Origin of the sequence: Bradyrhizobium sp. OK095 (assembly GCF_900109945.1) — a bacterium.
In the GTDB taxonomy this organism is placed as follows: Bacteria; Pseudomonadota; Alphaproteobacteria; order Rhizobiales; family Xanthobacteraceae; genus Bradyrhizobium.
The window spans coordinates 357,086-375,252 of the sequence record NZ_FOBX01000006.1 but is presented as its reverse complement, the minus strand read 5'-3'; the positions used below and the strand labels follow the sequence as shown (position 1 = coordinate 375,252).

Genomic DNA, 18,167 nt, shown 5'->3' with positions numbered 1-18,167 from the left:
GGAAGTGGCCTCAGGGGGTCGCTGTTGCCAGTGACGCCTGCTCGCCGGCCAGAGCCACACAGGCCTTGCGGCGGTGCAGTCCGCGGATCGCGCCCGTCACCTTCAGCACCTTGCCCGACGGACAGGAGGCGTCCTTGACGAAGGCCACCTCATAGGGTGCCAGCATCAGAGGCTCGGACTTGAGGATTGTCTGTGCAGCGCATGGCAAGGAAATGAAGCACGAGAGCACACCAGCCGACATCAAGATACGCATGTCCGTCGTCCCACCAGCCCGGTAATTCTCATATAACGCCTTCCGGAGCACGAGTTCCGTAAGTCGCAAAAATTATTTTTGCTTTACGCCAGCCCCATGACACGCGTGAGAAAGCGCGCGCCGGAATGTTTGCTTGCAAATGACGCGCCAGATGGTTCACGCAAAGCAAACAAGAGGCTGGCGAACAAGGGCTTGGAAACAAACAAGGCCTTGGAAAACAACAGGCCGGAAAACGAAAGGCCGGCGGGAAGCCGGCCTTTTTCAGATCTTGAATTGGTCAGATCCTGGATTGGTCAGATCCTGGATTGCCTTTGGATCGCCGCTGGCGGGTCAGTAGCGCGAGGCTGCCGGACCGCCCCAGCCGAAGCGGTAGTTCACACCGACCTTGACGGTATGCTCGTCCTCCCGACCCCGAACGCCGACGACGTCGGCCGGGCCGGAGGTGATCGTTGTGCTGCCAAAGTTGTAGTACTGGTACTCGGCCTTGGCCGACCAGTTCGGCGCGAACATGTATTCGAGGCCGGCGCCGACGGTGTAGCCGTCCTTGTTGTTGCCGGTGGCGGTGAAGGCCTGCGGCACACCGGCGACGTTGACGCCAAGACCGCCATTGCGCCAGGCGTAACCGCCCTTGGCGTAGACCAGCGCCGGGCCCCAGGTATAGCCGATCCGGCCGGTCACCGACCCGAGCTGGTCGGTGTTCGACGTCACCTGCGTACCCAGCGGGAACGTGACACCGTTGTTGTTAGTCGGCAGCCAGGAATACTGGGCCTCGATACCCACCACCCAATTGGGCGCGAACTGGTAGTCGAAGCCACCCTGCACACCGCCCAGGAAGCGGGCGTCGCTGGACTGGAAGCTGCTATCGCCGGCGAACGCGCCGCCGACATGGCCGCCGATGTAGAAACCGGTCCAGTTGTAGATCAGCTGCGGCGGCGTATAGGCCGGGGCCTTGGTGTACGTGCGCGGCTGCATGTCGGCTGCGGCGGCCGGTGCCGCCAGCGCCAGCAAAGCTGCTGCACCGAGCAAAATCGTCTTCATGGTCATCCCCGTTCTTTCATTTACGACACTCAGGAAACAACGTGGCGTGAATTGGGTTGCTTCGCGGCGATGCCGGAACGTTGATCGTTCGTAACTGTGACAGGGCGGCAACAACGCGATTTTGTTCCGTCACGTCTGCTTGCGCCGACACATATTATGGTGGGCGCAAGGCCTGCCTGTTACGAGGCCTGCCGTAACGATTTGTCGCGAGGCAAACCACCCCGTTCAAAGCTCGCCGAAATGTGATCCAGCGGCTCCGGTGGCCTCTGTTCTAGCACCGGGCGATGAAGGCGGGCTTTGCGCTACCGCGTCATCTTTTCAAGTTCCGGAAAGGGTGCGTAAACCGCGCCGGTGCAGAGTTCGCCAGCGCGGTCAAAGACGCGGTCCGCCCGTCCGTTGACGAAGATCACGGCGCGCTCCCGAACGCCCTTGTAACTGCCGTCAGTCTCACGCGGGGTGAAGCGCAGGCAGCTCACGTAGAACTGCCGCCCGCCGATCTCGCGCAGCACCGGCTCGGCCATGCTGGCCTCGCGTACGCCGACGGGATTGTTCAGATAGCTGCGCATCAAGGCCAGCGTGTCACTGCGGAAATTGTCGGGAAACGGCTGCGGCCCTCCGGCCTGGGTCCCCTCCATCAGGGATGGGCGGTCACCGTCGCTGCCAAAACAGCCCGCCAGCGCCAGCGGCAATGCTAGGATCAAGACCAAGCTCACCGCACGTTTCGCCGATCGCCCCACAGCTCACGCTCTCCGCTCGAACAGACTCGGAAGACGTTCCAGCCCAAGGTTGCAATGATGCATGTCTAGAGGTGTTTTGCCCGACGTGTCAACGGATTCGCAAAATCCGCAATACAACGCCATCAAGCCATTGATTCAGCTGACACCGGCTACTGTGCATGGGGTTGTTTTCGCGGTTTTTGTTTGGGCTCGCGAAACGCACCGGCCCGCCGCCAGCACCTCGCGCTTTCGCACGAGGCATGACGAACGGGCCGGGCCTGAAGTCCGCGCGCGGCAGCGGGGCAATGCTGGATGCCGCCGCGCGGGATCAGTCGTTAGCTGCGCTTCTCGATGGTCACCGGCTTGGTCATGTCCGGCTGCGCCTTCAGCGACTTCTTGGCCGACAGATGCTTGTAGTGGTGACGATGGGTGCGCACGGTCTTGTGCTCGTCGGGGGTGACCGCCGCGTTCGCGTTCATCGCCTTCGACTTGGTGTCGACCTTGGCGTCCGCCTTGACGTCGGCGGGCTTCGTATCGGAAGCCTTCACGGCGGAGGTTTTGGCATCGGCCTTGACGCCGGCATCCGGCTTCGCGGCGGTGGTCGACACCTTGGTCTGGCTCTGGTCGGCCTTGATCACCGGCGTGGTCGTGGTGGTCTTGCCGGCCTCGGCCGCGAAGGCCGGGGCTGCGATCACGGAAGCGGCGAGCAAGGCTGCGGAAATGGTCTTCAACATGGTGTGTCTCCTCTTGGAAGGATCTTGAGGCGGCGCCCTCTTGCCGACCCTTCGATCATAGGTGTGAGCCTAGGGGAGGCGCGCTGAACCCAGTCTGAAGCCGATTGCAGGCTTCCGTTCATCTGGATGACAAGTTTGTCATCTGCGCCGGGGTGAATAGATCGTGCGATGCGGGAATGTTTTTGCCCCATGGGTGTTCCGGTCTTTGGGCAATCGTGTAGGATCGCCACGTTCCATACGGGAGAACTTAGATGCGCAAACTCTCAATGCTTGTAGTGCCGGGACTTGTCGCCATGACGCTGGCGGTCGCGCCCGTACTGTCCAGCGCTTACGCCGCCGGCAGTGACGAGCCTTCGTCGCCCCCGAAGTCGGACTCTTCGTCCAAGAAGGGCAAGAAGAAGAGCTCCTCCATCAGCGATCCGAAATTCCTCGCGGCCTATCGCACCGCCTACACCACGATCTACGACAACCACGACTACACCGGCGCGATCGGCCAGCTGAAGTCGCTCGAGCGCAACGACGTCGCCGACGTCGCGAACCTGATCGGGTACTCCTATCGCAAGATCGGCGATTACCAGTCGTCGAAGATCTATTACGAGCTGGCGCTCAAGGACGATCCGAACCACGTCCGCACCTGGCAGTATTACGGCCTCTGGCAACTCGAGCAGGGCAACCGTGAGCAGGCGCAGTATCATCTCAACAAGATCGCCTCGCTCGCCGGCACCGACAGCTCCGAGTATCGCTCGCTCGCCGCCGCGCTCGACAAGCCGACCGGCGCGACGCTCGTCTACTGAGACATCGCATCTTCGATCTAGAGCGAACGGGCACAACCTTGCGGGTTGTGCCCGTTCCGCTTTCTCGGCTAGCCTCTCGCACCAATCTTCCCCTCGCAAATTGGTGCGCAATGGACAATTGGCTGCGATCCGCGATCGACTACATCGGCTCCTGGATCGAATTCCAGCACGCGACAATCCAGCAGCCGGGCGTCATCGTCGCCTTCGTCCATCGCGGCGAAGTCGTCGCCGAGCATGCGTTCGGCCTCGCCAACCTCGACACCGGCGAAAAGCTCACCCCGCGCCACCGCTTCCGCATCGCCTCGCACTCGAAGAGTTTTTCTTCGGCCGGCATCATGAAGCTGCGCGAGCAGCGCAAGATCAGGCTCGACGATTCCGTTGGTCAATACGTCAGCGGCCTGCATCCGCGCGTTGCCGAGACCACGATCGCGCAGCTGCTCTCGCACAGCGCGGGGCTGACGCGCGACGGCGCCGATTCCGGCCAGTTCATCGACAGCCGCCCCTATCTCGACGCCAGGGAGCTGCTTGCGGAATTGAAACTTCCCACCGCAATCGAGCCCGGCACACGCTTCAAATATTCCAATCACGGCTTTGGCCTGATCGGTCTTGTCATCGAAGCCGTCACGAAGGAGCCCTACCCGGTCTGGATCAAGCGCGAGATCATCGAGCCCGCGGGCTTGCGCGAGACGGAGCCGGACGCGCCGCTTCCCAAGGGCGCATCGTTTGCGCGTGGCCACACGCGAAAACTGCCGCTGGGCGAGCGCTGCGTGATCCCCGGCGACAATCCTGCTCATGCGATGGCATCCGCCGCGGGCTTCGTCGCCACCGCCGCCGACACGGCGCGCTTCTTCGCGCAGCTCGCACCCAATGCCAGAAAGAGCATGCTGTCGGTCGCGAGCCGCCGCGAGATGACACGGCATCACTGGCGCGTCCCGCAAAGCTTCGAGGGCTATTACGGTTTAGGCGTCAACGCCGGGAAGACCGATGGCTGGGACTGGTTCGGCCATGGCGGCGGCTTTCAGGGCTACATCTCCCGGACCTGCTCCATTCCTGAATGCGAGCTCGCGATCAGCATTCTCAGCAACTCCATCGACGGCGCAGCCCCGTTCTGGATGGACGGCGCGATGCAGATTTTACGCATCTTCAAAACGCGCGGCGCACCCGACCGCCGCGTGCGCGACTGGACCGGCCGCTGGTGGACGATCTGGGGCGCCGCGGACCTCGTGCCGATGGGCAACCGGGTGCTGGTCGCCAATCCGCAGTTCAACAACCCGTTCATGGATGCCGCCGAGATCGAGGTCACCGGTCGCAACACCGGCAAGCTCGCCTGGGCGGCCGGCTATTCCAGCCATGGCGAGCCGGTGCGCCGCGTCCGCGACAAGCGCGGCAAGGTGAGCGACATCTGGCTTGGCGGAGCCAACATCAAGCCGGCGAGCGTCGTGGCGCGCGAGATCGCGCGGCGCTACCCACCGCGCAAGCGGCGCCCTACTCCCTGATCAGCGCCTCGACCTCGCCGCGAAACGCCTGCCGCGAGCCGTCGCGCGAATAGAACATGTGGCCGCCGGGGTAGACCACGAATTTCACCCGCTGCGTCGCAAACGCGGGCAATTGGTCGAGCACCCGCTTTGATCCGAAATAGGGCGTGGCGAGATCGAACAGGCCGTGCGCGACCAGCACGTTCAGCTTGGCGTCGGTGGCGAGGATCTGGCGTAGCTCCGACACTGATTGCGGCGGGTTGATGCCACGGCCGAAATCCCAATTGCCCTCGACGGCGCCGTTCAGCACTTCATAGGAGCCGTCCGGCCGCCAGTTGAGTTTTCGCGAGAGGACGTCAACCGCGGCACTGGTCAACGGCGCCTGAAGCGCGTCGCCCGAGGGATCGCCGAAACGGGAGCTGCTCGAATCCGGATATGGATCGAAGCCGCGCACAGAGGCGTCGTAGCGTCCCGTCACCTTGCCGTTCCTCCGGTCGAGCTCACGGCGGAATTCACCGACGTCGAAGCGGCCGGCAAGCCTGCGGCTCACCGCCTGGTCGATACCGGTGAGCTCGGCGACCTTGTCGGCAAGACGGTTGGTCGCCTCCTTGTCCGCCTCGCCTTTGACGAGATCAGCCAGGAACTCGCCGCGCGCGTAAGCCTCGACATCGGCGAGATCGGCGCGCTTGACCGGACCTTTGGCCTCGCGCGCCACCGCCACATAGCTCGGCAGCGTCGCGACATATTGCAGGAGGCTCGTGCCGGTGAATTCGCGGAAGTCGAGCAGCGGCGACACCAGGATCAATCCCCTGACGCCGACGCCATGCTGGAGCTGCAACTGGCGCACCACCTTCGGCCCGCGGATGCCGCCATAGCTTTCGCCGGCGACGTATTTCGGCGATGTCAGTCGATCATGTTTCTCGAGCCAGCGGCGGATCACCAGCGCGATCGAATTGACGTCGCCGTCGACGGAGTAGAAGGATTTTCGCGCGTCCTCGCCGCTGGCGATGAAGCGGCTGTAGCCGGTGCTAACAGGGTCGATGAAGACGAGGTCGGTGAAGTCGAGCCAGGTCTCCGCATTCGGCTTCACCTCGGGCGAGGCCGACGGCGACAGCGCCTCGCCATCGAGCGGCAGCCGCCACGGCCCGGCCGCGCCGAACTGGAGCCATGCCGAAGACGCGCCGGGTCCGCCGTTGAACAGGAACGTCACGGGGCGCGTCGCGCGGTCGGCGCCGTCGAGCTCGTAGGACGTATAGGCGATGTCGGCCAGCGGCTCGCCCTTGCCGTCGAACACGCGGATCGACCCGGCGGTCGCGGCGAAGTTGAGGGTGCGACCGGGCAAATCGAGCGTCTGCTTCGTGGTCGAATCCGAGGGCAGACGGTGCGGCTCAGCGGTGGACGGTGAATTCTGCGCGCCACCGCCGCGTCCGCCCTTCTGTCCGGCTGGCGCGGTCGTCTCGGCGCGCGGCTGCGGTGGATCGTCCGCGCGCGCAAAGCCTGCGAGCGCAAAAGCCGATACTGCCAGCACCAGGGAAGCGCGGCGGAACAGCGGCAAGCTCGTGACCATGATCGTTCTCCCTGCCCGGCCGTGAGAGCCGGTGCGCACCGGAAGGCTAGCGAGGAATTGCGACGGTTTGGGGGATCACCGGGCTGCCGGCGCCGGGAGAGGCCGGCCTCGACAATACAGGCCAAGGTCGTATAGACGAGCGCGGCGGACTTTCTCCAGCCAGCGGCCCTGCCCGGAAGCCATGACCAAGCCAGCGCGATACGACCGGATCGCCTTCGTCGCGAGCCCAAGCAGCGAGGCGCAGGCCGCCATCGGCCAGCTCACCCGGGAGCATGGCAATTGCGACCCCGAGGAAGCCGACATCGTCGTCGCGCTCGGCGGCGACGGGCTGATGCTCCAGACGCTGCACCAGCACATGCACACGGGAAAGCCGATCTACGGCATGCACCGCGGCACCGTCGGCTTCCTGATGAACGAGTACTCGACGGTCGATCTGCGGGCCCGCCTCGAGGCGGCGCATGAATCCGAGATCAACCCGCTTCTGATGCGCGCGACCGACGTCAACGACCGCGTCCATCTGCATCACGCCATCAACGAGGTCGCGCTGTTCCGGCAGACCTACCAGGCCGCACGCCTGCGCATCTTGATCGACGAGCGCGAGCGTATGCCCGAGCTGATCGCCGACGGCATCATGGTGGCGACACCGGCGGGCTCGACGGCCTATAATCTGTCCGCGCAGGGACCGATCCTGCCGATCAACGCGGCGCTGCTGGCGCTGACGCCGATCAGCGCCTTCCGCCCGCGCCGCTGGCGCGGCGCGCTGCTGCCCAACACAGCCTATGTCGTGATTGAGGTGCTGGAGGGCGACAAGCGCCCCGTGGCGGCGGTCGCCGACCACGATGAGGTCCGCGACGTCCGCCGCGTCGAGGTCCTGATCGACAAAACCATCTCGATGCGAATGCTGTTCGACCCCGGCCACAGCCTGGAAGAGCGGATTCTGCGCGAGCAATTCGGCTCCTGAGCGTCAGTCGCGGATCACCGGCCGCAAGTCTGAATCGAGTCCAGGCCTCCCGCCATGGTGGGATCCCCGAGCAGATCGAAATCCTTGACGACGGGAACGAAGCTCTTCGTCTCCGATGTCATCAGATAAATCGTGACGGGCAGCGATGCCTGCGGCGCTGCGTTCGCGCGGCAGAATTCCCTGGCTCCAATGCCGAGCCCCATCGACCCGCGCTTGCCGTGCTTCCCCTGCTCGATCATCGATGCGCGCAACGCCTCGAAGCGCGCAGCATCGGTTGGTGACAGGCGATAGGCGTAGGTCGAAGAGCCCTGCGGCGGTACCGGCAAGCCGGTGCGATCTCGCGCTTCGCTCATCTCCATCATGGCGAAACTCGTCTTTGTCTCGGCCTCCCCCGCCACTTTGGTGACGACGTCGAGCTTGACGCCGCCGGAGCGCGGCCGCAGCGCATCCGGCAATTGCACGGCGACGCGCAGCATCGACAGATCCGTCGTCTTGGCATCGATGCGGGCCAGCGGCGGGATCGATGTCAGCGGCACCGAGCTGCAACCGGCAAGCATGAGCGCAGCCGCGCTCGCAAGAACGCGCAACCGGCGGTTCATCGCAGGCATCTCCAAGCTAAACTTGAAAGGGAATTGGCTAGGCTGATTTCCGGCCGGCCACGCGAGGCTCCAACGCGTCTTCGGCGTTATCCGGAACGTATTCGAGGATATCGCCGGGCTGGCAGTCGAGCACGGCGCAGATCCGCTCCAGCGTGTCGAAGCGGATGCCCCTCACCTTCCCCGACTTCAGCAGTGAGACGTTCGCCTCCGTGAGCTCGATGCGCGCGGCGAGTTCGCGCGACCTGATCTTGCGCCTGGCGAGCATGACGTCGAGATTGACGATGATCGGCATGGTCAGATGATCTCGCTGTTCTCGTGCCACAGACGCACGGCATCGGCCATCACGGTTGCGAACGCCACGAGCGCGAGACCGCCCAGGACCGACAGCACTTGCGACTGTTCGATCCCGAACATGACCACGAGCTGGCCTGATTGGTTGGCCCGCGTCAGGTTGATCGTGGTGAGCATCTGTACCAGCGGCGAGATCAGCGCATTGACGATCAGCGCAAGGCCCATCCGGCGGATGCGCCAGGCATTGTCGGTCACGAAGACCTCGCCGCGCGAAAAACGGGAGAACAGCATCGAGAGCTGCAACATGGCGTAGATGGCAGGCGCTAAGCCGATGAGGCTGGTCAGCGCGCCGACGAAGCGCGTGCCAAGATTGAGCGTGAATGGCCGCGCCCCCAGCGGGGATTGGGTCGCGATCCAGTGCCGAAGCACCTCGTCGCTCGACCAGAGCAACGGCACCGCAAGCACCGCCCCCGCGGCGCAGACAAGCGAGCCGACGGCCACGATCCGTCCGATGCGCCGCAACCGCGGCTCGACCGGGACAGAATAAGGAAACGCGATCACGCTCATCGGACTAGCTCCTGTGTAACTCACTATTTTTATTGTTTTACAATAAAAAATGGCGGAATTACGATATTAATCCACCCCCGCCTTCGGCCACGCGGCCAAGTGCAGCAGCAACGCTTCGTTAACCCCCGGCGCGATATGGTTAACGAAAGTTGACCGCTTCGGCCTGGGCTCCATGTTCCGCATCGATTTCAACAAGCTGCGCTTCCTCATCTGCGACGACAATCCGCACATGCGCCGCATCCTGCGGACGCTGCTGCATTCGTTCGGCGCACGTGAGGTCTACGAAGCCGAGGACGGCGCCACCGCGCTGGAAATGTACAGCCATTACGTGCCCGACATCGTCATCGCCGACTGGGCGATGCCGATCTTCGACGGGCTCGAACTCGCACAAATGATCCGGCAGCCGGAATCCAAGGGCAACCCCTACGCGCCGATTATCATGCTGACCGGCCATTCCGAGAAGCGCCGCGTCACCGTGGCACGCGATGCCGGCGTCACCGAATTCCTGGCCAAGCCGATCTCGGCCAAGGGGCTCTATCAGCGCATCCTCAACGTGGTCGCCAGTCCCCGGCCCTTCATCAAGACCAAAACCTATTTCGGGCCTGACCGCCGCCGCAACACCAGCTCCGCGTATATGGGGCCAGAACGCCGTGTCGGCGAAAAGCACGAGGTGCTCCAGCAGCCCTCGCTGCTCGACAAGGCCCGCTCCTCCATCTAGCTCAGCGTCTCACGATCGGGGCAGACATCATGGCGAAGAACAGCGCAAAAGACATCGAGGTCACGGCCTTCGCCACGCATCAAATCATCACGCAGCCCAATCCGCTGCGCAAGGTTTTGCGCCGTGTCGAGGAAAAGGACATGGACGATCCGATCGGCCGCGCCGAGCAGGCGCTGGCAGACCTCTCGGGCGAGTTCAAGGGCTGGATGACGACCGAGGTCAATCGCCTGTCGGCCGCCTACGTCGCCATCCGCCATGAGGGCTTCAGCAAAGACCGGCGTGACGAGCTGTTCCACGCCACGCACGACATCAAGGGCGACGCTGCGACGTTCGGCTATCCGGCCGCAGCGGGAGTCGCCGAAAGCCTGTGCCGCGTCATCGAGCACGCGCCTGACCTCGAAAAGGTGCCGGCAGAGCTGTTCACGCACCACATCAACGCGATCCTCGCCATCGTGCACGAGAACACCAAGCTCGACAGCATCAGCGTCTCCGCCGAGCTCAGCCGCCGCCTGCGCAAAGTCGCCGACGACTATCTCGCCCAAGTCAACCGCGACCGCCCCGAGCATCTCGAGGTAATCTTGGCGCCGAGCATCGTGCCGGCGGAATAGTTCTCTCCTCGTCATTGCGAGCGCAGCGAAGCAATCCAGAGTCCCTCCGCGGGAGCAGTCTGGATTGCTTCGCTGCGCTCGCAATGACGGAGTTTGCGGATCCTGCTAGGCCGCAATCAGATCGTCATACACCGGATCGATCGCATCGTCCGCGACGATCTCGTCGCAGAACAGCCTTGCCTCTTCGCGTGCCGATTCGGTGGCGAAGCGGCGGAGCAGGATCATCAGCGGCTCGGCTGCGCCGCGGTCGGTCTCGCAATGGGTGAGCACGCGCTCGACCATGCGCCGGCGCAGCCGCGCCGCGCCGTCGTCGCTGCCGACAAAGCCCTGCTCGTGGCAGGCATCGAGCGCGACCTGGAACGCCGCAAACGTCGCCTCGGGCAGCCCGGCGCGGCGAAGCAGCGCATGCAGGCTGTTGCCGCCGCGGTCGTGCAGCAGCGCGGAGACGCGCGCCAGCGGCAGGTCGGCGAGTTCGGCGAGCGATGCGTCGAATAAATCGAGATTACTCGACAGCAGCGCGCGCAGGATCAGGCCCGCGGTCAGCTGTCCGGTGACGCGCAAATGATGCACCAGGCCCTGCATGTCCTCGCCACGCGAACGCGCTGCGATGTTCATGGTGGAGCGATCGCGCGCCTCGACCGTCACGCGCTCGGCACGGTCGGCGCTCAGCCAGTTCCGCGCCACGACGAATTGCGCAAGGGTCTCGGAAAGCTTGGCCACCAGCGCGGCGCGCGTAGCGGCCGGCAGGTCCTCCAGCACCAGCATTGCCTCGCGGATCGCGGCGAGATGGCCGTGACGCTCGACGATGCGATTCCAGGAGAATGGCGCGAGCTCGGCATTGGGATTTTCGATCAGCTCCAGCGCTGCCGCCGGGCAACCGACTTCGGCGACGGCGGCGCAGACCGAGACCGGCAGCGCGATGCGGCGAGCAACCGCGCATTGCACCTCATCATTGCCGGTTGCGACGATGTCGACGAGATCGGCATCGATCAGCAGCGGAGAATGTTCGAGCACGGGCAGCGCCACGGTCGGCTGGTCTGCCGACAACGCCCGCACGATCGACGCCGGGGCATCCGTGCTACGCGCAAAAGCCTCGGCCATCGCCTGCCGCACCAGCGGCGAGGGATCGTCGAGCAGCATCAGCAGCGCGCCTTCGGCGGCGGCGCGGTCGTCATGGGAAAGGTCTGAGATCAGCCAGGCCCGGGCCAACGCCCGCGTTGCCTCGGCCCGCTCGCCAGCGGGCGCCGTCCTGATCCAATTGATGAACTGCCGAACGATCATGGTGCTTCCGGCCTACGCAACCCAACGAAAATGGTGACGTCTGATCACCTGCAACACAAAATAAACCACGACGCTTAACAAAGCGTTCACCATAACTGGCTGGTTTTGTTGATGATTTGTTAAGGGAACAAAGGCGCTCGGAGCGAGGTATCAGCTCGAGAACGTGCCGCTGCGATCGCTGAAGAGATCGAGCGGCTGCGGCAGGCGCACGTCCGGTGTCGGTGATGCGACGGACGTCAGCGAGGCGTTGGCGCCCCACAATTTCTGCACTGTCGTCGAGACCGGCTGCGTGACATCGCCGGGCTGATAGATCGAGCGGAATGCCGGTGTGACCGGCGTATTGTCTGCGACCGTCGTTGATGCTGACGATGTGGTGCTCACCGGCGTCACACCGCGCACATCCGGAAAGGTCTGGAGATAAGCGGCGTTGTCGACCATCGGCGCAGTGGGCTGCACGCCATTGGCACTCGCGACCTGTGTCGTCGACGGCGTATCGCCATACATCGCCATCGCGCTGCGGGTCGTCTTCGAATTCGCCGCACCGGCGTAACGCGCGTCCAGCACCGAATAGACTTCGGAGACGCTGCGGGCGCTACCGTCCTTGGCATAGAAGATCGAGCGGTTGGCGGAGGCCGCATTCGGAAACAGCCGCGCGCCGACCGCATGCGGATTGTCCTCGGCATTGGCGATCAGTTTTGCCGCGCCGCCAACGCCCATGAAATGCGCCATGTAGAGTTCGCTATCGCTTGGCCGGCGGCCAAGCAGGCCGGTGAGCTTAAAGCTGTTCGACTGCGTCAGCGCCGCCGCCATGCTGGATGCGGCTTCCGGATCGTCGCGCAGCTTCATGATCGACCGCTTCATCACGGGATCATCGACGGTGTAAGTACCTGACGAGGTCTTGGTGATGGCATCGGAATAATTGCCATAGCCGAGCTGGGTGCCCGCCTCTTTCACGGTGCCGAGCCAGGTCTGGTCGATGAACTGGTACAGCCCGTGCGCGGACGAGGTGGTGGCCCCCGCCGCCGGATCGAAATCCGATTCCATCTTGGCGGTGGTCAGCATGTATTGGAAGCTGACGCCGGTCCGGCTGGAGACCTGCTTGATTGCACCGGCGACGCGTGCCCGCGACGGATCGAGACCCGCCGTCTGAGAGGCACTGGAATTGTCGACCGACATGATGGAGTGCCCGCCCCGCGCGGCTTTGAGCGACGCCGGCAATTCGGCGCCCTGTCGTATCACCGTGGGACAGGTATGGTTAATGCGGAGTTAATTTGGCTATGCCGTCATTCCGGGGCATCGCGAAGCGATGAGTTCGGAATCCATTGAGCCGCACGTGATGCCGCAGGATGGATTCCGGGCTCGCGCTGCGCGCGCCCGGAATGACAGCGAGCTATTTCTTATAGACCGCGTCCGGATCGAACAGCCTGTCCGCATCGACGAAGAGGAGCTTGGCACCACCGCCCTCGGCCTCGATCTTGCGATAGAAACAGGACCGCCGACCCGTATGGCAGGCCGCCCCAATCTGCTCGACGCGGATCCAGACCGCATCCTGGTCGCAATCGGTGCGAATCTCGACCACGCGCTGGGTTTGACCTGAGGTCTCACCTTTTCGCCACAAGGCATTGCGCGAGCGGCTGAAGTACCAGGCTTCGCCGGTCGCAATGGTCTTGCGCAGTGCCTCGTCGTTCATGTGCGCGACCATGAGCAAGTCGCCGGTGGCGACGTCGGTCGCGACGACCGTCACGAGGCCGCTCGCGTCGAATTTGGGGAGGAAGGCGAGGCTTTCCTCGATCTCATGGGAGTGAGCGGACACGACAGACCTCGCCAGCTAACGCGCGAGGTCAGCGCATGCCTCGCACCAGGGACAGGAAACGGGCCTGCTCCGCCGGATTGTCGCGGAACATGCCGGTGAAGCGGCTGGTGAAGGTGGAGGCGCCATGCTTGGCGACGCCGCGCACCGACATGCAGGTATGCTCGGCCTCGATCAGCACGGCAACGCCGCGGGGCTTCATGATCTCGTCGATGGCCGCCGCGATCTGCGCCGTCATGTGCTCCTGGGTCTGGAGCCTGCGGGCGAAGATGTCGGTCAGGCGCGCAAGCTTCGACAGGCCGACGACGCGCTCGACCGGCGTGTAGGCGATATGCGCCTTGCCGTAGAACGGCATCATGTGATGCTCGCACTGCGAGGTGAACTCGATGTCGCGCACCAGCACGAAGTCGTCATAGCCGGCGGTCTCGCCGAAGGTACGGTCGAGCACTTCGGCCGGGCACTGGTGGTAGCCCTGGTAGAGTTCGTCGAAGGCCTCGACCACGCGGCGCGGCGTGTCGAGCAGGCCCTCGCGCTCGGTGTTCTCGCCGATATAGGCGAGCAGCGTCTTCACCGCAGCTTCCGCCTCGGCGCGCGCGGGGCGCGGCTGGTCGGCGCGGACGGCGGCCGCGAGGAATTCGGCAGGATCGAGCTCACCCGGGCGGCTCTCGGGCAGCTTGTCGGAGGGCTTGCCCGGGCGGATGGATTTGATTGCAGCGTCCATGTCTACTCCGTTCGACGGCCTTGCGGCCGGAGTGTCACCGGCAGACGGGGCGGCATATGCCGCCGGACGCCTGAAGAGAACAGTTTTGACGAAAAAGGTCCTTGGGTTAATACGCTGGCAGCGCAGATCTGGATCACCCCTGCCGCACCGCTGGACTGTTTTTCCGCCAGTTCCAATCCTATATAGGACCCTGGACGGCACCCGCCAAGGCCGATCCGGCCCGGAAGTGTTGGACTCCATCGCATGCTGAACGACATCTATAACAAGCGGATCATCGAGCTGGCCGGGAATATTCCGCGCCTTGGACGACTATCGGACGCCGATGCCACCGCGACCGCCCACTCCAAATTGTGCGGCTCGACCGTCAAGATTGATCTCAAGATGGAGGGCGACACCGTCACCGACTTCGCCCATGACGTGAAGGCGTGTGCGCTCGGGCAAGCCTCTTCATCCATCATGGCAAGTCACGTGGTCGGCTCGACTGCGAGCGAACTCCGTGAGTTACGCGAAACCGTTCGCAAGATGCTGAAGGAGAACGGCACGCCTCCTCAAGGCAAATGGGAAGAGATCAAGTTCCTCGAGCCGGTCCGCGACTACAAGGCGCGCCACGCCTCGACCCTTCTGACCTTCGATGCCGTGGTCGATGCCATCGGCCAGATCGAAGCCAAGGCCAAGCAGCCGGCTGCGGCACAGAGCTAGTCCATCTACGCTGAGGTCAGTCGGCGGCGCGCGAAGAGCTACTTCTGCGACGCCGCCACTTGCGCAGCCCCGGTCGGCACCGCGGCTTCCGCCGTCTTGGTCGACTTGGCCGGCTGTTCCTGTTCCGCACCGAATCTGGCCTGCGTCTTCGACGCAAGCTCCGCCATGGCCGGAGCGGTGACGTCCACATGCGGCAGCACGTCGGCCACGAGATCGGTCGTCACGAGATTGGTGAGCTTCAGCTCGCCGGCGTCCAACTCGTGCAGATCCTCCCAGGGCGGGACGCTGAGCGCGAGCGACAGAAGATCGCCGGCACCGCCCATGTCGAAGGTGTATTTGGCGAGCCGGCCGATATCGCGCTCCACGATCATCAGGTCCTGGGCGCTGTAGCTGGCCGCCTTGGCATCGTCGGCGCGGTCACCCATCCAGATCTGGTGGACGCGGACATGCGCGGCGTCCGGCACGTAACGCTTCTTGCCGGCCAGCAGCAGGAACACGCACATGGATTCGCAATAGGCCTCGGACGCGACCGCCGGACGGGCCGACTGCCCGCCGCGGTTCTGGAGGCTGATGCCGACCGTGGTCAGAAGCCCGAGATTGCGGAAGCGCCGGCCGAGCGTGATTGCGTCGTTGACGGAACCGCCGCTGGAATCGAGCACCACGGTGGCGCCGCCGAGCTGGCGTCCCTGGGCAAAATCCTCAAAATCCCTGGGCGTATCGGAGGTGATGATGCCGACCGCGCTGACCCAGCCGCGGCAGTTCGGCTCACAGGCGACCCAGTTGAACTTCATCGGCAGCTTGCGCTCTTCGAGCGCGGCCCCGGCCCGAGCCGGGGACCCTGACGTCGCGACGGCACCAGCCAACACGACCCCACAAGCAGCGGTTCCCACCAGCAACCAGCCGCGAAGATTGAGCGACTTCAGAAGTTTCAAACTGGTCCCTTCCCCAAGCCCTAAAGCAAGTCAGGCAAGCCCCGTTTCGACGTTCCGACGAGTCTACACATGAACGTCACAAAAATGGTATCCGGGGGAATACAGATCGTCCATAGGTACTTGCTGCACTGCTCCCTGAAAGCAGGCAAAGTATGGCGCGCAAACAACACGTCGCTGTTCCCTGCGCTGGAACCGCACAATAGATCGCTCAAGGTCGCAGCACAGCGCACATGAAGCACTCAGCTTGCGAACATTGTTCCACTCCCGTCGAGGGTGCGCTCCGTCTCCCGCGCAGATTCGGACGCGCGCTGATCTGGCTCTACCGACACACACTCTCGCCGCTGGTCGGCTACAATTGTCGGCACCTGCCGACCTGCTCGGTCTATGGCGACGAGGCGATCGAGCGGTTCGGGCTTTGGGCCGGCGGCTGGATGACGCTGGCGCGCCTGCTCCGCTGCAACCCCTTCGGCACATCGGGCATCGACAACGTGCCTCTCACCGCGCCGCAAGGTGCGCGCTGGTACCTGCCCTGGCGTTACGCGCGCTGGCGCGGCGTCAACGCGTCATAAGTATGCTGCGGTGCTTTGCGCATCGCTGCCCTGAGCGGAACCGGAACTTTTCCGTCGCGTTGTTTTGGTGCTCCCCGGGGAGGAAACAACAATGCGCTGGAAAATCAGCCCCCATTTTCACTTCAGGCTTGGCCCGCAGTCAGGTCCCAGCCGGCATCACCACGACCCCAGAACCATCGACATGCTCGCGATCGTCGCCCTGCTTGCACTCGTGCTCGGTTCCGGCTGGTATCTGGCGACGAGCCTCGCCACGCGGCCGAGCACGACTGCGTTCGTCGAACCCAGCCAAAGCGTGCACTGGTAGTGCCGGATCCTAGAGGTCCAGCACCAGCCGTTCCGTATCCGACCCAGCGACGCAGACCATGAGATAGCGCTCGCGCTCGTACGGCGACAGGATGCGGTCGCGGTGCACCGGCTTGCCCTCGATCCATCCGACCTTGCAGGCGCCGCAGATGCCGCCGCAGCAGGAGGTCGCGATGTCGATGCCTTTTTCCTGCAACGCGGCCAGCATGGTCTGGCCGGCACGAACCTGGATCTCGGTCCCCGAGCGCGCCAGCGACAGCGTGAACGGTTTGGCGTCGGGATCGATGACCGGCGGCGGCGCGACGAAACGCTCGATATGGACATTGGCTGCGGGCCAGCTTGCGGTCACCCGCTCGAAATCGTCGGTCATGCCTTCAGGTCCGCAGCATGCGACCAGCGTGTCCGCTCCGCCCTCCCCGACCAGTGCCGCAAGATCGGGACGCCCGGTCCGGGACGTCCGGTGCAGCACGATCCGCCCCCCTTCGATCAGTGAACCGAGATACGCCGCGAGCGGCACCTCCTCGCGTACGATCAGATGTAGCGTGAAGTTGGCCTGCTTCGTCCGTTCGAGATGCCGCGCCATCGACAAGAACGGCGTCACGCCGATGCCGCCAGCCACGAACACATAGCGCGCGATGCCCGCATCGGGATCGAGCCCGCCGCGGGGTAGCGAGACGCCGATGACATCGCCGAGCTTGATATCATCGTGAAGCGCGCGCGAACCGCCGCGCCCGTCCGACTCGCGCTTCACCGCAATGACGTAGCGCGCATTGTCCGCGGGCTCGTTGCACAGCGAGTAGGTGCGCACGAGTCCGTTCGGCAGATGCAGGTCGATATGCGCGCCGGGCTTGAACGGCGGCAATTCCCAACGGTCGGGATCAACCAGAACGAACAGCTTGATCCCGTCGCCAGCCTCCTCGATGCCGGCGACAACCGTCTTGACCGTCGTGATCGGGCGCACCTTCATGCCGCGTTCCGTACGGTGTCGCCAACCTTGACGACGCCGCCTTGCAGGATCTTGCAGTTGAGGCCGGAGCGATTGATCAGGGGATCGAAGATCGCCTTGCCGGTGATCTCCTCGATGTGCCGGCAGGGAATCGACAATCGCGTCGCTTCCAGCAGCGTCTCGCCCAGCCAGAAGCGGCGGCCGACGAGATGATTCAACGGCACGCCCTCGACCGTCACGTTACGCCGGTGCTCTTCGGGACCGAGCTCGATGCCGGCATCACGCTTGAGCGCAACCAGCGTCTCGAGTTCGAACAGGGTGACCTGGCGGCCCTCTTCGGGCTTGTGCGAGTAGAAGCCCTCTTCGTTGCCGATCATATAGCGGTCGCCCTCGATTCCCCTGCCGGCGACGAGATTGATCGATTCAGTTGCGCGCATCGGCAGGAACGCACGTGGGGTGAGATGAAGGAAGCGCACCACGCCGGTCCAACCAAGCTGCGCTGCATTCTGCGCCGAGCCGGCGCTGATGGTATCGAGCATGACAAAATCCTTATGAGAAGCGATGGCGCGCCGCCGACAGCGGCGC

At 64.2% G+C, this 18,167-nt stretch carries 23 protein-coding genes; 8 read left to right on the top strand and 15 right to left on the bottom strand.

Features of this window, described 5'->3' with window-relative positions; all coding sequences use genetic code 11:
• Positions 1–10: 10 nt before the first annotated feature.
• From BMW89_RS38630 to BMW89_RS18515, 4 genes are all read right to left on the bottom strand, one after another.
• Positions 11–253: a DUF6719 family protein gene (locus tag BMW89_RS38630; protein WP_092028408.1), complete on the bottom strand. Its 243-nt coding sequence runs from the start codon at positions 251–253 to the stop codon at positions 11–13.
• A gap of 330 nt (positions 254–583) precedes the next feature.
• Positions 584–1,291, bottom strand: a complete 708-nt coding sequence (locus tag BMW89_RS18525; protein WP_177196143.1) for an outer membrane protein — start codon at positions 1,289–1,291, stop codon at positions 584–586.
• A gap of 302 nt (positions 1,292–1,593) precedes the next feature.
• The gene (locus tag BMW89_RS18520) at positions 1,594–1,989 is read right to left on the bottom strand and encodes a hypothetical protein (protein ID WP_092028524.1); all 396 of its coding nucleotides are present in this window, start codon (positions 1,987–1,989) and stop codon (positions 1,594–1,596) included.
• A 353-nt stretch (positions 1,990–2,342) separates the two neighbouring features.
• Positions 2,343–2,741, bottom strand: coding sequence for a His-rich protein BRANT (locus BMW89_RS18515; protein WP_092028406.1), 399 nt, complete (start codon positions 2,739–2,741; stop codon positions 2,343–2,345).
• 251 nt (positions 2,742–2,992) lie between these two features.
• On the opposite strand from BMW89_RS18515, the gene BMW89_RS18510 reads away from it, so the two are divergent.
• On the top strand, positions 2,993–3,535 hold the full coding sequence (locus BMW89_RS18510) for a tetratricopeptide repeat protein (RefSeq protein ID WP_092028405.1): 543 nt from the start codon (positions 2,993–2,995) through the stop codon (positions 3,533–3,535).
• Between the two features lie 110 nt (positions 3,536–3,645).
• On the top strand, positions 3,646–5,031 hold the full coding sequence (locus BMW89_RS18505; protein ID WP_177196141.1) for a serine hydrolase domain-containing protein: 1,386 nt from the start codon (positions 3,646–3,648) through the stop codon (positions 5,029–5,031).
• Here BMW89_RS18505 and BMW89_RS18500 read toward each other — a convergent pair.
• Positions 5,021–6,577 (bottom strand): S10 family peptidase, encoded by a 1,557-nt coding sequence (locus BMW89_RS18500; protein WP_092028404.1) that lies wholly within the window; start codon positions 6,575–6,577, stop codon positions 5,021–5,023. The two genes, BMW89_RS18505 and BMW89_RS18500, sit on opposite strands and share 11 nt — an antisense overlap.
• Positions 6,578–6,758: 181 nt before the next feature.
• Here BMW89_RS18500 and BMW89_RS18495 point away from each other — a divergent pair, with 181 nt between their 5' ends.
• Positions 6,759–7,538 carry an NAD kinase gene (locus tag BMW89_RS18495; RefSeq protein ID WP_092028403.1) on the top strand — a complete coding sequence of 260 codons (780 nt, stop codon included), beginning with the start codon at positions 6,759–6,761 and terminating at the stop codon, positions 7,536–7,538.
• Between the two features lie 14 nt (positions 7,539–7,552).
• On the opposite strand, the gene BMW89_RS18490 is transcribed toward BMW89_RS18495, so the two are convergent.
• The 3 genes from BMW89_RS18490 to BMW89_RS18480 are packed head-to-tail and all read right to left on the bottom strand — an operon-like array spanning position 7,553 to position 8,995.
• On the bottom strand, positions 7,553–8,137 hold the full coding sequence (locus BMW89_RS18490; protein ID WP_092028522.1) for a hypothetical protein: 585 nt from the start codon (positions 8,135–8,137) through the stop codon (positions 7,553–7,555).
• Positions 8,138–8,174: 37 nt separating this feature from the next.
• Complete coding sequence (locus BMW89_RS18485) at positions 8,175–8,429, bottom strand: helix-turn-helix domain-containing protein (protein WP_092028402.1); 255 nt, start codon at positions 8,427–8,429, stop codon at positions 8,175–8,177.
• A 2-nt stretch (positions 8,430–8,431) separates the two neighbouring features.
• Entirely contained in the window at positions 8,432–8,995 is a 564-nt protein-coding gene (locus tag BMW89_RS18480; RefSeq protein WP_092028401.1) for a DUF2975 domain-containing protein, read from the bottom strand.
• Positions 8,996–9,167: 172 nt separating this feature from the next.
• Here BMW89_RS18480 and BMW89_RS18475 point away from each other — a divergent pair, with 172 nt between their 5' ends.
• Both BMW89_RS18475 and BMW89_RS18470 read left to right on the top strand, forming a co-directional pair.
• Entirely contained in the window at positions 9,168–9,713 is a 546-nt protein-coding gene (locus BMW89_RS18475) for a response regulator (protein ID WP_015685263.1), read from the top strand.
• Positions 9,714–9,742: 29 nt separating this feature from the next.
• Positions 9,743–10,321, top strand: coding sequence for an Hpt domain-containing protein (locus tag BMW89_RS18470; protein ID WP_092028400.1), 579 nt, complete (start codon positions 9,743–9,745; stop codon positions 10,319–10,321).
• 105 nt (positions 10,322–10,426) lie between these two features.
• On the opposite strand, the gene BMW89_RS18465 is transcribed toward BMW89_RS18470, so the two are convergent.
• From BMW89_RS18465 to folE, 4 genes are all read right to left on the bottom strand, one after another.
• Positions 10,427–11,602: a DUF2336 domain-containing protein gene (locus BMW89_RS18465; RefSeq protein WP_092028399.1), complete on the bottom strand. Its 1,176-nt coding sequence runs from the start codon at positions 11,600–11,602 to the stop codon at positions 10,427–10,429.
• A gap of 150 nt (positions 11,603–11,752) precedes the next feature.
• The gene (locus tag BMW89_RS18460) at positions 11,753–12,820 is read right to left on the bottom strand and encodes a lytic transglycosylase domain-containing protein (protein WP_177196140.1); all 1,068 of its coding nucleotides are present in this window, start codon (positions 12,818–12,820) and stop codon (positions 11,753–11,755) included.
• Between the two features lie 172 nt (positions 12,821–12,992).
• Positions 12,993–13,415 carry a phosphoribosyl-AMP cyclohydrolase gene (hisI, locus tag BMW89_RS18455; RefSeq protein WP_092028397.1) on the bottom strand — a complete coding sequence of 141 codons (423 nt, stop codon included), beginning with the start codon at positions 13,413–13,415 and terminating at the stop codon, positions 12,993–12,995.
• 28 nt (positions 13,416–13,443) lie between these two features.
• Positions 13,444–14,133: a GTP cyclohydrolase I FolE gene (folE, locus tag BMW89_RS18450; protein WP_092028396.1), complete on the bottom strand. Its 690-nt coding sequence runs from the start codon at positions 14,131–14,133 to the stop codon at positions 13,444–13,446.
• 243 nt (positions 14,134–14,376) lie between these two features.
• Here folE and BMW89_RS18445 point away from each other — a divergent pair, with 243 nt between their 5' ends.
• On the top strand, positions 14,377–14,832 hold the full coding sequence (locus BMW89_RS18445) for an iron-sulfur cluster assembly scaffold protein (protein WP_092028395.1): 456 nt from the start codon (positions 14,377–14,379) through the stop codon (positions 14,830–14,832).
• Between the two features lie 38 nt (positions 14,833–14,870).
• Here BMW89_RS18445 and BMW89_RS18440 read toward each other — a convergent pair whose 3' ends face one another.
• Positions 14,871–15,764, bottom strand: coding sequence for a COG3904 family protein (locus tag BMW89_RS18440; RefSeq protein ID WP_177196139.1), 894 nt, complete (start codon positions 15,762–15,764; stop codon positions 14,871–14,873).
• 230 nt (positions 15,765–15,994) lie between these two features.
• Here BMW89_RS18440 and yidD point away from each other — a divergent pair, with 230 nt between their 5' ends.
• A complete protein-coding gene (yidD, locus tag BMW89_RS18435; protein WP_092028394.1) occupies positions 15,995–16,333 on the top strand; it encodes a membrane protein insertion efficiency factor YidD in 339 nt (112 codons plus the stop codon).
• 91 nt (positions 16,334–16,424) lie between these two features.
• Positions 16,425–16,637: a hypothetical protein gene (locus BMW89_RS18430; RefSeq protein ID WP_092028393.1), complete on the top strand. Its 213-nt coding sequence runs from the start codon at positions 16,425–16,427 to the stop codon at positions 16,635–16,637.
• Positions 16,638–16,646: 9 nt separating this feature from the next.
• On the opposite strand, the gene BMW89_RS18425 is transcribed toward BMW89_RS18430, so the two are convergent.
• Complete coding sequence (locus BMW89_RS18425; protein WP_092028392.1) at positions 16,647–17,603, bottom strand: PDR/VanB family oxidoreductase; 957 nt, start codon at positions 17,601–17,603, stop codon at positions 16,647–16,649.
• Positions 17,600–18,121 (bottom strand): MOSC domain-containing protein, encoded by a 522-nt coding sequence (locus tag BMW89_RS18420; protein ID WP_092028391.1) that lies wholly within the window; start codon positions 18,119–18,121, stop codon positions 17,600–17,602. The genes BMW89_RS18425 and BMW89_RS18420 overlap by 4 nt, the downstream gene beginning before the upstream one ends.
• Positions 18,122–18,167 lie beyond the last annotated feature (46 nt).

Coding starts and splice junctions, on each gene's coding strand:
- BMW89_RS38630 (WP_092028408.1), bottom strand. CDS start 253: ATGCGTATCTTGATGTCGGCTGGTGTGCTCTCGTGCTTCATTTCCTTG.
- BMW89_RS18525 (WP_177196143.1), bottom strand. CDS start 1,291: ATGAAGACGATTTTGCTCGGTGCAGCAGCTTTGCTGGCGCTGGCGGCA.
- BMW89_RS18515 (WP_092028406.1), bottom strand. CDS start 2,741: ATGTTGAAGACCATTTCCGCAGCCTTGCTCGCCGCTTCCGTGATCGCA.
- BMW89_RS18510 (WP_092028405.1), top strand. CDS start 2,993: ATGCGCAAACTCTCAATGCTTGTAGTGCCGGGACTTGTCGCCATGACG.
- BMW89_RS18505 (WP_177196141.1), top strand. CDS start 3,646: ATGGACAATTGGCTGCGATCCGCGATCGACTACATCGGCTCCTGGATC.
- BMW89_RS18500 (WP_092028404.1), bottom strand. CDS start 6,577: ATGGTCACGAGCTTGCCGCTGTTCCGCCGCGCTTCCCTGGTGCTGGCA.
- BMW89_RS18495 (WP_092028403.1), top strand. CDS start 6,759: ATGACCAAGCCAGCGCGATACGACCGGATCGCCTTCGTCGCGAGCCCA.
- BMW89_RS18490 (WP_092028522.1), bottom strand. CDS start 8,137: ATGAACCGCCGGTTGCGCGTTCTTGCGAGCGCGGCTGCGCTCATGCTT.
- BMW89_RS18485 (WP_092028402.1), bottom strand. CDS start 8,429: ATGCCGATCATCGTCAATCTCGACGTCATGCTCGCCAGGCGCAAGATC.
- BMW89_RS18480 (WP_092028401.1), bottom strand. CDS start 8,995: ATGAGCGTGATCGCGTTTCCTTATTCTGTCCCGGTCGAGCCGCGGTTG.
- BMW89_RS18475 (WP_015685263.1), top strand. CDS start 9,168: ATGTTCCGCATCGATTTCAACAAGCTGCGCTTCCTCATCTGCGACGAC.
- BMW89_RS18470 (WP_092028400.1), top strand. CDS start 9,743: ATGGCGAAGAACAGCGCAAAAGACATCGAGGTCACGGCCTTCGCCACG.
- BMW89_RS18465 (WP_092028399.1), bottom strand. CDS start 11,602: ATGATCGTTCGGCAGTTCATCAATTGGATCAGGACGGCGCCCGCTGGC.
- folE (WP_092028396.1), bottom strand. CDS start 14,133: ATGGACGCTGCAATCAAATCCATCCGCCCGGGCAAGCCCTCCGACAAG.
- BMW89_RS18445 (WP_092028395.1), top strand. CDS start 14,377: ATGCTGAACGACATCTATAACAAGCGGATCATCGAGCTGGCCGGGAAT.
- yidD (WP_092028394.1), top strand. CDS start 15,995: ATGAAGCACTCAGCTTGCGAACATTGTTCCACTCCCGTCGAGGGTGCG.
- BMW89_RS18430 (WP_092028393.1), top strand. CDS start 16,425: ATGCGCTGGAAAATCAGCCCCCATTTTCACTTCAGGCTTGGCCCGCAG.
- BMW89_RS18425 (WP_092028392.1), bottom strand. CDS start 17,603: ATGAAGGTGCGCCCGATCACGACGGTCAAGACGGTTGTCGCCGGCATC.
- BMW89_RS18420 (WP_092028391.1), bottom strand. CDS start 18,121: ATGCTCGATACCATCAGCGCCGGCTCGGCGCAGAATGCAGCGCAGCTT.